Consider the following 12,588-nt stretch of genomic DNA (forward strand, 5'->3'; position numbering starts at 1 on the left):
TTGCAACGCTGGAAACAGAATGGCCACGATCAACAACCTGTTTGACTGCTTCAATTTTAAACTCTTCTGGATAACGCATACCGCTCATGGGCACCTCTCTTTAAGCCATCTTAAATGACTCTGAGGTGTCTGTTAAACCCATAGCGATTCAGCGCTTCGCCTGGGCGTATCCCGGAACTGGTAAAGGACGTAAGTTCGATAGCAGAGATGGTCAGACTACCGGGACGACGGGAGCGCTCGTTCCCAAGGGTGGTGAAAGAGAGACCCTATAAATATCCGACAGCCAGAAGAAAAAATGCCAGTCAGGCTTAACTGACTGGCATTAGGGCTTTCGCCCCTTTTTATTCTGATTTATACATCATTAGGCCAGCGAACCCATCTTGGCATATATACCCTTTGCCGCAAAGAGACGATAAGTCTCTTGCTGAATCTCCAATGAAGTATATGGTATCCTTGTCAAGAATCTTATTTTTAATCAATTCATCAATTTCTTTATTTTGCGCCGCATCCTTAATCACATCATATCGAGCCATGTAACCCGCATTTACAGGCAGACCGTGCAATGCAGATAAATATATTACATTACTTTTGTCTGTGAAATCCCTTGGCGGGATCATCGCAACGCTATTAAACCTTGAGTAGTCTACATTATACTCATTGATATCGTTCTTTATCCATTTTTCCGACGTGGTCTCAATAGTTGCACGCGCTAAGTCGCCAAACTTATAAATGTCGAATAACTGTACTAGCGCTACTAAGATGATTAAAGGTAAACAATGTTTTTTTGCTAGAAACCATATGGAGACAATAGATGCTATCATTAAGAAATAACTCACCGGCCAAATAAACCTACCGCTAGCACGGAATGTATTAAATGGTCCAACCAAGAATTCAGGGAGTTTAAATCTGAATGTTTCAAATCCTTGGAGAGAAACTACATTTGATACCGCGAAGATGTATAAACCTAAAAGGCCTACTGCAGGCAAAATGTAAGTAAGAGACAAAATTTTCTTTCCGCTGCATTCTATTTTTTTAGAAAACATTATCAACAACGCAGATAGGCATATTATTACACCAAAACCTAGATACCCTAACCCCTCGCCATTTTCAAGTTGGTTGTTGTTGACTCTTAAAAATCTTGAGAAGGCTGGGGAGAATGGATTGAAAAACGTAAGCAGGTCAGACCTGAATTCGCCAAACCCTCCCGCGGCCAACCCATTGCTTATTACAAAATATCCTTCTGCATACATAAGAATAAAGCATAATAGTAATGTCACGAAGAAGGATGTGATATAACGCTTATAATCTCTCGACTCAAACAATTCAATAACAACTTTAACAAAGAAAACAGCTAGCACCATCATTAGCAAATATGCATGCACTGAAGCTGTTATGCATATTAGAACTGCCCATTTTCTGAATGAAAATGGCTTAAGATAAAGCAAAAAAGAGGCTAGAACTAAAAATTGAGCACATAAAGCATAATGACCTTGCATGCGAAGAAGTAATGTTGGTGCAAAAGAAAGGATGAATCCGCCAACAATTGAGAATGCTTTATCTTTGGTGAGGTGATTGAAAATTTTATAACCAAAAAGTGATTGAAGTACGTAGCAAATTAATAGCCAAATGCCAGAGTATTGAAATTCCACAGGTAGTATTGAGCTAAGGTATTTTAAAGGGATAGCAACGAGAGGTATGCTATCAGTGAAGACAATTGAGCTACTAATTGCCATACCATAGTTGTAGTTAAGTCCAACAGGCCACTGCAGAAGCGGAGTGTGCCGAAATGTGCTCCAGCCAAGATAATGTTGAGCTGGGTCACCCCTCATCAGCCAAGAGATGTTCGTTGGGTTTAAAATAGCAATATCAGAAAATATTAAAAAAGAGGCCAGCCCAAAAAACAAAGAAAGCCAGGAAAATATGTCGATCCTAAAATTGTTACGCATGTAGTTAATTCCCTTATTTGCTAATAAGTTACTTCTTTATGATGTATTTGGGGCGCTGTTTAGTTTCTATATATATTCGACCAATATATTCACCTAACACCCCAATGCCGATCAATTGGACCCCGCCAAGAAACAGAATTGATACGAGTAACGAAGGATAGCCAGCCACAGGGTTTCCCCATACAAGCTTGTCTGCAATCATCCATACTCCGTAAATGAAAGACAATCCAGCCACGATAAATCCAATGTATGTCCACACGCGCAGAGGGAACGTTGAAAAAGAGGTTATTCCCTCGAGTGCCAGATTCCACAACTTCCAGCCATTGAATTTAGAAATTCCTGCCACACGTTCTGCTCGGGAATACTCAACCAGTTCAACCCGGCCTCCTACCCAAGAAAGAATTCCCTTCATAAAAAGATTGCGCTCAGGCATGAGCTTAATGCTTTCCACTGTATCTCTGGACATAAGCCTGAAGTCACCAACATTCTCTTCAATATTTGGAGAGCTTATTTTGTTATGAAGGCGATAGAACCACTCGGCTGTTTTGCGCTTCAGATGACTGTCTGTGCTGCGATCAGTGCGCTTTGCCAGCACAACATCTGCGCCACCCTGCCACTTCTCTATGAGTTGAGGGATAACAGTGATGGGGTCCTGTAAATCAACGTCGATTGGAATGATGGCATCGCCGGTGGCGTGCTCGAGACCGGCAAACAGAGCTGGCTCTTTGCCGAAATTTCTCGTAAATGAAATCGACTTAACCAGGGGATCGGAAACGGCCAGCGCATTAATGATGCTCTCTGTTCCGTCTTTGCTGCCGTCATTTATGAAAACTACTTCAACTTCATAATCTATCAACTCGCGGCGCACTGCCTGATAGAAAATAGGCACCGCCTCCTCTTCATTAAAGACGGGAACAACCAGAGAGATTTTCATTTCTTTTTTCTTTCCCTGAAAACTACGTACTTGGAATAAACGAAACCACACACCAGGCTGATGGCTGAGAAAACGACGAGCGTAGCGATCGGAGATACCTTGAGCCTATCGGCATACGATCCAATCATCACGGCAACCAGGCCCATAAATAAGACATACATCATGTAGCGGATGGTTGTTGCTTCCGCGTTAAATGTCCATTTTGCGTTAGCGAAGAAAGAGAAAGTCACGGCCACACAAAAGGCGACGAAGTTTGATAGCGACTGAGGCTGCCCTCGCTCGACGCAGATAGCGAATGTAATCCAGTGAATGGCTGTATTGATCACCCCGATAGTGACATACCGTGCAAAAATTTTAGACATGGCTTTTCCGTATTCAAATTAGGTCGATTCTGGCATTGGGTTAAGGTCTGATCAAGACAACGAAGGAAAATTGATAAGATTTGGATGAGGCGGGTAAAAACCCTTTACTTTTATGTCGATGCGGGGTGAGAAGTGGCGGCCAGCAATGTAAAGCAGATGCTAAAAATCTCGATGCGTACCAAAGTGAGTACCAAACAAAAACCGGAAAAATAAAAACATAGTTAAATCAGCAGGTAAAGCATCCATTCTCATAAGCGTGGACAAAAAGGTGAACTCAGAGGCGGGCACGGCAGTATCCTGGCAATAGAAAATCAACGCACAGAATAGTCGTGTGCAGCAGGCAGCACAACCTTGTTTACCGCTGCTGTGGGCAGGCGCACAGCATTTGTCCGCAGTTCATACTTTTTTTCAATTTATTCAACTATCCAGGCGCTAATTGCCGTAAAACGTGCGGCGGTAAATTCATTTTTTGATTAGAGGAAGAAGTGTTGAAAAGGCGTCTGCTGGTAACTGTATCTGGAATGATTGTTTGGGCATCACTGGCACACGCTGACGACAGCATGCCATTCCCACTGACGCCTCCGCCGATCGATGCGGCTTCGTGGGTGTTAATGGACGCCACCACGGGCCAGATCCTTACTGCCGGCAATCCCGATGAAGAGCGTAACCCGGCCAGCCTCACCAAGCTGATGACCGGCTACGTGGTGGATCGCGCGGTTGATCAGAAAAAAATCACCCGTGATGATGTGGTCACCGTGGGTAAGGATGCCTGGGCTGCAGGTAATCCGGTGTTCAAAGGCTCCTCACTGATGTTCCTCAAGCCCGGCGACAAAGTGACGGTACGCGATCTGATGCGTGGCGTGATCATCGATTCCGGCAATGACGCCTGTGTGGCGCTGGCGGATTATGTGGCGGGCAGCCAGGACAGCTTCGTCAATATGATGAACAACTACGTACAGAAGCTCGGTCTGACGCATACCCATTTTGAAACCGTGCACGGCCTGGATGCACCCGGCCAGCACACCACCGCGCGTGATTTAGCGGTGCTGTCGCGTGCCATCATCAATGGTGAGCAGGATTTCTACGCCATGTACGCGGAGAAAACCCTGAGTTGGAACGGGATTACGCAAAACAACCGTAACGGTTTGTTATGGGATCAAAACCTTCACGTTGATGGCATGAAAACAGGCCATACTGAAACGGCAGGTTTCAACATCATCGCGTCAAACATTGTTGGTCGTCATCGCCTGATTGCGGTGATCATGGGCGGTAAGAGCTCGAAAGGACGTGAAGAGCAGGCGCGTAAACTGCTGGTGTGGGGTCAGAACAACTTCGATACCGTGCAACTGTTCCATGCGGGTAAGAAAATCGGCACCGAAAACGTCTGGTACGGCAATCCGCACAAAGTGGATGTCGGCACCACTCAGGATATTTATCTGTCTCTGCCGCGCAACGAAGTTTCAAACGTCATGGCGAAATATGTGATTGAGCGTAAAGATCTGGAAGCACCGCTGAAAGCCGGTGAGCAGGTGGGTGAAATCCAGGTAATGGACAAAGACAAGCAGCTGGCGAGCTATCCGCTGTATGCCCTACAAGGTGTGGATAAAGCCGGCATCATCACGCGTATCAGTGACTACATAAAACAGAAACTGTAATCCGCAGCGGATGTCGCGGCCGCTCCCGTCGATATCGGGGAGCGGCCAGAGCGGGCTTTCTGCTGCTGAACGGAGGCAAAGGTATGAAAGCATCAATCGTCGAGCGCAATCCTCAAAGCTGGCAGGGCTACCATTTGCAGGGTCCGTGGCAGGAAACGGTGCCGCGCGGATTTAACCAGCTAAAAAGCTGGGTCGAGCAGCATGGTGTCGAAGGCGAATGGCTGGCCATCTATTACGGTAATCCTGAAATTCTTCCGCCGGAAGAGCTGTGCGTTGAAACGGTGATCACTGCGCCCACCGATGCTGTGCCCTCTTATAGTGACGACATCGAGCAAGGCCTGCTGCCCGGTGGGCAATATTTTCATGCGCGCATGGAAGTGATGAACAACGATTTCTTCACCGCCTGGCACAGCCTGTTTGATCATCTCAAGACGAAAACCGACTGGCAGGTGGATAATCGTCCCTGCTTCGAACACTACCTTTCCGACGGCTCTGACAGCGGCGACTGGCTGGTGGATATGTACATTCCGGTACGTGCAGCCGACTAATATCATCAGTGCGTTACTTCTACGTTTCATAAGCGAAAATAAGATGTAGCGCACTTGTTGAATCGCAAAAAAAGAGCGGAAATAGTGCTGCGCAGCACTCAATGTTCGTGTCGCGCCAGGGTAACATAGCGCGCAAATTTTTATCGTTCCCGGACTACCATGTTACGCGCCGACAAACCCATCTCTGCCATTGAGTTCTGGTTCTACCGCCACTATCGCGCTGTGCACGGCGTGCGCATCGCTATCGCCTTTGTGCTCTGTTTTCTGTTTGTGCGTTTGACGGATATTCCGGAAGGCACCTGGCCGCTAATCACGCTGGTGGTGGTGATGGGGCCGATCTCGACCTGGGGCAATGTGTTTCCGCGCGTCATCCAGCGCATCAGCGGTACGTTTGCCGGGCTGGCATCGGGTTTGATCGCCCTGAAGCTGGAGCTGATCTCACTGCCAATGATGCTGTCGTGGTGCTTCGTGGTGATGATTATTTGCGGCTATCTGACGCTGGGTAAACATCCTTATATGGCGCTGTTGATTGGTATCACGCTCGGCGTGGTGGTGGGTGCGCCGGCCGGTGACTTCACTGTGGCGCTGTGGCGTGGCGGCGATGTGATCCTGGGTTCGATTATGGCGCTGCTGTTCAGTGCGATTCTCGCTCAGCGTGCCTACACGCACTGGCGCATTCAGCTGTCGGATTCGTTTATCGCCATGGCGAAACTGCATCACACCGGCTTTTCCGCCAACCTGCTGGAGAAACCGCGACTGAACAAACCATTCCAGAAGCAGCTCTCCAGCGTGATTAAAATGCGCGCGCTGCTGGAACCGGCGAGTAAAGAGACGCGTATTCCGAAATCAGTGTTTGAAGCGATTCAGACCATCAACCGTAATATGGTTAACACGATGCAGATGCAAATTGATGCATGGTGGTCATCACGTGAGAGCCATCTGTTGCTGCTCAATGCCCCGACGCTGCGCCGCAGTCAGAAAATGACCGAAGACACGTTGAAAGCGCTGGCCACATTGATGGTGAAAGGGGAGACGGAAGGGGTGATCGCCAACAGCCATGAACTGGAGGAGATCACCCAGGAACTGGAACAGTTGATTGCCAACCGCAGCGGGCGCTTAGAGACCACGGCGATCTATGGCTACGTGTGGTTGAGTCTGGAACAGGCGCGTCAACTGGAGCGCATTACGGATCTGGTCCGTCTGGCACTGCGCAAATAGTTTTCTCAGGCAATGACTTAATGTGAATCACCCTTTCTTTGCGCTAAGATAAGTGCCAGTCCGAAATTAGCTGTGAAAATTGCGAATCCAGCTAGCAAGCCGCTAAGCTGTAGCTCATGACTATTCCGCCTGCCGCGGCAGGCTCAAAGAAAGGTGCCAACATGGAAAATGCCAAGCAATCATTTCAGGACGTTCTGGAGTTTGTACGTATGTTTCGTCGTAAAAACAAACTGCAGCGCGAAATCGTGGATAACGAGAAGAAAGTCCGTGATAACCAGAAACGTGTGTTGCTGCTGGACAACCTGAGCGAGTACATCAAACCAGGCATGAGCGTTGAGGCGATTCAGGAAATCATTGCATCCATGCGTGTGGACTATGAAGACCGCGTCGATGAGTACATCATCAAAAATGCTGACTTGTCGAAAGAGCGTCGCGAGCTGTCGAAGAAGTTGAAAGCGATGGGTGAACCAAAGCCGCAGTAAAAATGTTGGGACCGTAAGGTCCCAAATTTTTTGCAGCGTAACGGCTTCCGCACTGCCTGCCGTGGCGTGCGCAATAGCCTGTGCTGCTTTAACCTGGTCAGGCTTTGGGTTTTAATTGTCGCGCTAATGCCTGCAACTGACCGGCGATCTCCGCTATATCCACATCCCCATGCATCGGCGCAGCTGTCGTTTCGCGCAATATCAGCTCGGTTACCAGCGGTAGGGGCTGTACAGCTTCTCCGGCCAGTTCCGCCAACAAGCGGTCCACAGATACTGCACCCAACTGCTGCAAATCCTGACGCACGGTGGTGAGCGGCGGCTGATACCACGCGCTCTCGGCAGTGTCGTCATAACCAATAATCGACATCTCTCCAGGAATTTTCACGCCGTGTTGGTGCAGTGCACGCATCGCCCCAAGCGCCATCTGATCGTTCGCCACCAGCAGGGCCTGTGGCAGGCGGTCCGGCAGTAACTGCAATAGCGCCTGATACCCGGATGCCGCACTCCAGTCGCCATGCAGTACGCATATCGGCTGCAACTGGTGTGACGATAACGCCCGTTGCCATGCAGTGAAGCGCGCCCGCGCCGAAGCCGAACTTTCAGGCCCATTCAGCACGCCAATCTGCTGGTGGCCCAGCGCGACGAGATGCTCCACTGCCTGCTGCGCACCCGATTCACTCTGATACTGGCACTGGCTGACAGCAGCATGTTGTTCAACATCGAGAAACAGCACAGGCTTACTGCCGCACTGCTGCTGCACCTGCGCCGCCTGTTCAGCATCGAGCGGCAGGTTGATGAGTAGTGCATCAACGCGCTGCGCCAGCAGTTCATTCACCGTGTCCTGGGCATTTCCGGCCGCATTCGCCATGGCGATCACCAGATGGTAACCCTGTGCGGCGGCACGTTCATGGATCGCAGAGGCAATCTGTGCCGGGGCCATCAATGCCAGATCGCTGGTGGCCAGCCCCAGCGTGCGCGTGGCTTTTCCTGCCAGCTGCTGTGCCACGCGGTTGGGCACATAGTTCAGCTGTTGCATCGCGGCTTCGACTTTGGCGCGCGTGCGTGGCGAAACCTGCACGGAATGGTTGAGCACACGGGAAACGGTCTGGTAGGAAACCCCCGCCAGTGCAGCGACATCATCGAGGGTAACGGAACGCGCAGTCATAAACTCTCCTGAATCTGATAGCGGCGAGTGTAGCAAATTTTTCTCTGCTGTCGCGGAGTTAAGCCGCTACACTGCCAGTGTTAATGCGAGGAGAACGCGATGCAGCTCAATAGCCAACAGATTCAGGATATCAATACGCTTGCGGCCTGGCTGGCGCTTGACCACATGCCGACAGATGGCACGCTCGAGGTTGATTTGGCAATTCTTGCCGGTCACGCGGTACTGCCCAACGTTGAAGGTGTGATAGCACTGGCGAAGAAGTATCAGCTGCCTCTGATGATCAGCGGCGGTATCGGTCATTCTACGGTGTTACTGGCGGAGATGATTGCTAATCATCCCCTTTATCGTCAGATTTCTACCCAAGGTAAAAGCGAAGCAGAGCTGCTGGGCGACATGGCGCGGGTGTTTGCCGCACTGCCGGACGAGCAGCTGCTGCTGGAGACCGCCTCACGCAACTGTGGTGAGAATGCCGCTTTCAGCCAAAAACTGCTCGATGAGCAGAAGTGGCAGCCGCAGCATGTACTGTTGGTGCAGGACCCACTGATGCAGCGACGCACCTGGGAAACTTTCCGCTACCAGTGGCGTGACCGTGCCGACGCACCCGAATTTATCAGCTGGCCGGTGTTTATTCCGCAGGTGATGATGGATGCGGGTATGCTGCGCATTATCGGTGCGCCACCGCAAGGATTGTGGTCGATGGAGCGTTTTCTTTCGCTGCTGATGGGCGAGATCCAGCGCCTGCGCGATGATGAAAACGGCTACGGTCCACGCGGCAAAGGTTTCCTCGGGCATGTGGATATCCCGGACGAGGTAGAAGCAGGCTGGCAGCGCTTGATGCAACTGAAAGGCGTGCAGTCGCGGCTTGGATAAAACGCGTATAACCCCGATGCGGCGCACTTTATTGCGCATGGGGCGGCGATTTGGCTCTATCAGACTCACGCCTAACCCCGTAGCGGCGCAATTCATTGCGCATAAGTCAGCGAATTAGCCTTCTCAGATTCGCGCGATAATATTGCACCGCAACGGTATTAACCTGCGATTTAACGATTCTGCAAATACACCTGCAAATTCACATACACCGCATTCAACAACGGCGTCACCACGCCACTGCGTGCGCCTCGCACCAGCAGATCGCCAATCACCTGGTCCGCCTCAATCTCATAACCCTGGGTTAAGTCGCGATACATCGAGGAGGTCATCGCCACCTGCGGATTATTTAGCGTCTCATAAATCTTTGCCGTTACCGCTGGCCGTTCCTGATAGCCGTCAGCACCAAGCACGGAAAGCACCTCAGTAAAAATCCCCTGCAACAAGGCTTCACCACCTTGGGATCGCAACACCTGTTGGGTATTACCTCGCGCGATGCAGCACACCGCCCCTAATGTGCTGAGCAGCAGCCACTTCTCCCACAGTTCGCTGATGATGTTGTCAGCAAAGACCGTATCGAATTGCGCGATGTTCAGCGTTTCATTGACACGTTGCAGACGTGCATCATTGTGCCCATCGAGTGCACCGTAGTAGAGAATATGCAGCGGCGTCATCTGCACCACTTCACCTTGTTCACCCAGCGTGGCGTTGATTTTACACAAGCCGCCAATCACCTTGTCGCCAAAGCGTGCGCGCAGCGTATCGATATGCCGCATGCCGTTGAGGATCGGCATGATCAGTGTTTCTGGCCCGACGGCGGGTGCGATATCCTCGATAGCCTGATCGAGCCCGAAGCTTTTCACCGTCAGAATGATCAGATCAAATTGGCCTGTCAGCTTGCCGGTTTGCGCCAGCTGCGGGTGAATCACTTCTGTGCCGCCCGGTGTTTTTAGCACCAGACCGTTTTGATGCAGTTGCTGAAAACGGCGCTCGCGCACCAGAAAAGTCACATCACGTCCTGCTTGCGCCAGACGTGCACCGAAATACCCGCCGGTGGCACCGGCGCCGACAACCAGAATGCGCATGGTTAAATTTCCCGTTGAGAGTGAAGTCCTTACCATAAATCGGGAAGGGCTGAGCTTGCCAGCCCGTAAATGCTGAAACCGTCACAAGATTTTTCCGATGGCTAAAAAAGGCTCAAACTGTTCGTATTTATTCGTACAATGGGTCTATGCTGTTGCGCAGCGGCGGGCAATGGTGCTCGCCCCATTTATCCAGTCGAACAGACTAAGGACGCATCATGCCCCGACCCCTACCTATCGAACGTTATCGCAATATCGGCATCTCCGCGCACATCGATGCCGGTAAAACCACCACCACTGAGCGCATTCTGTTTTACACCGGGATGAGTCACAAGTTGGGTGAAGTGCACGATGGCGCGGCAACCACAGACTGGATGGCGCAGGAGCAAGAGCGCGGCATTACCATCACCTCGGCGGCAGTAAGCTGCTACTGGCCGGGCATGGATGGCAGCTTCACGCCGCACCGCATCAACATCATCGACACACCCGGACACGTCGATTTCACCATCGAAGTGGAGCGATCCATGCGCGTGCTGGATGGTGCCGTGATGGTGTATGACGCCGTCGGTGGCGTACAGCCGCAATCGGAAACCGTGTGGCGCCAGGCCAACAAGTATCATGTGCCGCGCATTGCTTTCGTTAATAAGATGGATCGCCAGGGTGCGGACTTTTTCCGCGTAGTGCAGATGATGAAAGATCGTCTGCATGCCAATCCGGTACCGATCGTGATTCCGATTGGTGCGGAAGAGCATTTTGCAGGCGTAGTGGATCTCAACAAGATGCGCGCCATCTACTGGGATGAAGCCAGCCAGGGCATGACGTTCAGCTATGCGCCAATCCCTGATGAGTTGCAGGCGCTGGCTGCCGAATGGCGTGAGAATATGGTGGCTGCTGCGGCGGAAGCCAGTGAAGCGTTGATGGATCGTTATCTGGAGCAGGGTGACCTGAGCGAAGAAGAGGTCATCGCGGGCTTACGTCAGCGCACATTGATTGGCGAGATCCAGCCGATGCTGTGTGGTAGCGCGTTCAAAAACAAAGGTGTGCAGCGCATGCTTGATGCGGTGATTGAGCTGATGCCGTCGCCGCTGGACGTGCCGCCGGTTTCCGGTGTGAACGAAAAAGGCGAGCACGATGAGCGCCATGCTGATGACGATGAACCGTTCTCGGCGCTGGCCTTCAAACTGATGAGCGATCCCTATGTGGGCCAACTCACCTTCGTGCGTGTTTACTCCGGTGTATTGCGCAAAGGCGATAGCGTGTGGAATGCGGTGAAAGGGCGTAAGGAGCGCATCGGACGTATCGTGCAGATGCAGGCTAACGATCGCATCGAAATCGAGGAGATTCGTGCGGGTGATATAGCCGCCTGTGTCGGTTTGAAAGAGGTGACCACTGGCGAAACGCTGTGCGATCCGAATGCGGTGATCACCCTGGAACGCATGGAGTTCCCGGACCCGGTAATTTCGCTGTCGATTGAGCCGAAAACCAAGGCAGATCAGGAGAAAATGGGGCTGGCGTTGCAGCGTTTGGCCGCAGAAGATCCGTCATTCCGCCTGCACACCGATGAAGAGTCGGGGCAGACGATTATCTCCGGTATGGGTGAGTTGCATCTGGAGATCATCGTTGATCGCATGAAGCGTGAATTCGGTGTGGAAGCCAACATTGGTCGGCCACAGGTCACCTATCGCGAAACCATTCGTAAGACGGTGCGCGATGTGGAAGGCAAGTTTGTGCGCCAGTCGGGTGGTAAAGGTCAGTATGGCCACGTGGTGCTGACGCTGGAGCCGCAGGCAGCAGGCGCAGGTTTTGCCTTTGAAGATGCCACCAAGGGCGGCGTAGTGCCACGCGAGTTTATTCCTTCGGTGGAGAAGGGGATTCGTGAAGCGCTCAATTCCGGCGTGCTGGCGGGCTATCCAGTGGTGGATCTCAAGGCCACACTGACCTTCGGTTCGTATCATGACGTCGACTCTTCGGAAATGGCTTTCCGCATGGCGGCGATTTTTGGTTTCAAAGCGGCGGCTAAACAGGCCGATCCGGTGATCCTTGAGCCGGTGATGCAGGTGGAGGTGGAAACGCCAGAGGATTACGCCGGTGGGGTGATGGGCGATCTCTCTTCGCGTCGCGGTACGCTGCAAGGTATGGATGAGCGCTTTGGTGCGCGCATCATCCGAGCCGAAGTGCCGCTGTCAGAGATGTTTGGCTACGCCACCACGCTGCGATCCATGTCGCAGGGCCGTGCCACTTACAGCATGGAATTTGCGCATTACGCTGAAGCGCCACGCAATGTGGCCGAGGGAATTATTGCGTCACGCGCAGAGTGATTTTTTGGGCG

12 protein-coding genes and 1 pseudogene are annotated in these 12,588 nt (G+C 51.6%); 7 read left to right on the forward strand and 6 right to left on the reverse strand.

Annotated elements, in window-relative coordinates; translation table 11 throughout:
* The coding region (locus JK231_RS08085; protein WP_211728469.1) for a transposase at positions 1-88 on the reverse strand (88 nt) is incomplete at its 3' end.
* A gap of 128 nt (positions 89-216) precedes the next feature.
* Here JK231_RS08085 and JK231_RS25470 point away from each other — a divergent pair.
* A pseudogene (locus tag JK231_RS25470) lies at positions 217-312 on the forward strand (hypothetical protein); the annotation flags it as partial.
* A gap of 29 nt (positions 313-341) precedes the next feature.
* Here the strand turns inward: JK231_RS25470 and JK231_RS08090 are convergent.
* The 3 genes from JK231_RS08090 to JK231_RS08100 are packed head-to-tail and all read right to left on the reverse strand — an operon-like array spanning position 342 to position 3,242.
* Positions 342-1,946: a DUF6311 domain-containing protein gene (locus JK231_RS08090; RefSeq protein WP_211728333.1), complete on the reverse strand. Its 1,605-nt coding sequence runs from the start codon at positions 1,944-1,946 to the stop codon at positions 342-344.
* 28 nt (positions 1,947-1,974) lie between these two features.
* The gene (locus tag JK231_RS08095; RefSeq protein WP_211728334.1) at positions 1,975-2,880 is read right to left on the reverse strand and encodes a glycosyltransferase family 2 protein; all 906 of its coding nucleotides are present in this window, start codon (positions 2,878-2,880) and stop codon (positions 1,975-1,977) included.
* Complete coding sequence (locus JK231_RS08100; protein ID WP_211728335.1) at positions 2,877-3,242, reverse strand: GtrA family protein; 366 nt, start codon at positions 3,240-3,242, stop codon at positions 2,877-2,879. Before JK231_RS08100 ends, JK231_RS08095 begins: the two co-directional genes overlap by 4 nt.
* Before the next feature lie 488 nt (positions 3,243-3,730).
* On the opposite strand from JK231_RS08100, the gene dacD reads away from it, so the two are divergent.
* From dacD to tmaR, 4 genes are all read left to right on the forward strand, one after another.
* The gene (gene dacD / locus JK231_RS08105) at positions 3,731-4,897 is read left to right on the forward strand and encodes a serine-type D-Ala-D-Ala carboxypeptidase DacD (protein ID WP_211728336.1); all 1,167 of its coding nucleotides are present in this window, start codon (positions 3,731-3,733) and stop codon (positions 4,895-4,897) included.
* An 83-nt stretch (positions 4,898-4,980) separates the two neighbouring features.
* Complete coding sequence (locus JK231_RS08110; RefSeq protein ID WP_211728337.1) at positions 4,981-5,445, forward strand: GyrI-like domain-containing protein; 465 nt, start codon at positions 4,981-4,983, stop codon at positions 5,443-5,445.
* A gap of 159 nt (positions 5,446-5,604) precedes the next feature.
* Positions 5,605-6,663 carry an FUSC family protein gene (locus JK231_RS08115; RefSeq protein WP_211728338.1) on the forward strand — a complete coding sequence of 353 codons (1,059 nt, stop codon included), beginning with the start codon at positions 5,605-5,607 and terminating at the stop codon, positions 6,661-6,663.
* Positions 6,664-6,824: 161 nt separating this feature from the next.
* The gene (gene tmaR / locus JK231_RS08120) at positions 6,825-7,145 is read left to right on the forward strand and encodes a PTS system regulator TmaR (protein WP_034824689.1); all 321 of its coding nucleotides are present in this window, start codon (positions 6,825-6,827) and stop codon (positions 7,143-7,145) included.
* 97 nt (positions 7,146-7,242) lie between these two features.
* Here tmaR and JK231_RS08125 read toward each other — a convergent pair whose 3' ends face one another.
* A complete protein-coding gene (locus tag JK231_RS08125) occupies positions 7,243-8,310 on the reverse strand; it encodes a LacI family DNA-binding transcriptional regulator (protein WP_160832737.1) in 1,068 nt (355 codons plus the stop codon).
* Between the two features lie 99 nt (positions 8,311-8,409).
* Here JK231_RS08125 and JK231_RS08130 point away from each other — a divergent pair, with 99 nt between their 5' ends.
* Positions 8,410-9,180, forward strand: coding sequence for a YdcF family protein (locus tag JK231_RS08130; protein ID WP_211728339.1), 771 nt, complete (start codon positions 8,410-8,412; stop codon positions 9,178-9,180).
* A 170-nt stretch (positions 9,181-9,350) separates the two neighbouring features.
* Here JK231_RS08130 and JK231_RS08135 read toward each other — a convergent pair whose 3' ends face one another.
* Entirely contained in the window at positions 9,351-10,262 is a 912-nt protein-coding gene (locus JK231_RS08135; RefSeq protein WP_160832739.1) for a ketopantoate reductase family protein, read from the reverse strand.
* Between the two features lie 215 nt (positions 10,263-10,477).
* Here JK231_RS08135 and fusA point away from each other — a divergent pair, with 215 nt between their 5' ends.
* Entirely contained in the window at positions 10,478-12,577 is a 2,100-nt protein-coding gene (gene fusA, locus JK231_RS08140; RefSeq protein WP_211728340.1) for an elongation factor G, read from the forward strand.
* The last annotated feature ends 11 nt before the right edge of the window (positions 12,578-12,588 follow it).

It is taken from the genome of Pantoea sp. JGM49, from assembly GCF_018257655.1.
GTDB lineage: Bacteria > Pseudomonadota > Gammaproteobacteria > Enterobacterales > Enterobacteriaceae > Pantoea > Pantoea communis.

Excerpts from the sequence above, each read along its gene's own strand:
- JK231_RS08090 (WP_211728333.1), bottom strand. The coding sequence starts at position 1,946 with ATGCGTAACAATTTTAGGATCGACATATTTTCCTGGCTTTCTTTGTTT.
- JK231_RS08095 (WP_211728334.1), bottom strand. The coding sequence starts at position 2,880 with ATGAAAATCTCTCTGGTTGTTCCCGTCTTTAATGAAGAGGAGGCGGTG.
- JK231_RS08100 (WP_211728335.1), bottom strand. The coding sequence starts at position 3,242 with ATGTCTAAAATTTTTGCACGGTATGTCACTATCGGGGTGATCAATACA.
- JK231_RS08110 (WP_211728337.1), top strand. The coding sequence starts at position 4,981 with ATGAAAGCATCAATCGTCGAGCGCAATCCTCAAAGCTGGCAGGGCTAC.
- JK231_RS08115 (WP_211728338.1), top strand. The coding sequence starts at position 5,605 with ATGTTACGCGCCGACAAACCCATCTCTGCCATTGAGTTCTGGTTCTAC.
- tmaR (WP_034824689.1), top strand. The coding sequence starts at position 6,825 with ATGGAAAATGCCAAGCAATCATTTCAGGACGTTCTGGAGTTTGTACGT.
- JK231_RS08125 (WP_160832737.1), bottom strand. The coding sequence starts at position 8,310 with ATGACTGCGCGTTCCGTTACCCTCGATGATGTCGCTGCACTGGCGGGG.
- JK231_RS08130 (WP_211728339.1), top strand. The coding sequence starts at position 8,410 with ATGCAGCTCAATAGCCAACAGATTCAGGATATCAATACGCTTGCGGCC.
- JK231_RS08135 (WP_160832739.1), bottom strand. The coding sequence starts at position 10,262 with ATGCGCATTCTGGTTGTCGGCGCCGGTGCCACCGGCGGGTATTTCGGT.
- fusA (WP_211728340.1), top strand. The coding sequence starts at position 10,478 with ATGCCCCGACCCCTACCTATCGAACGTTATCGCAATATCGGCATCTCC.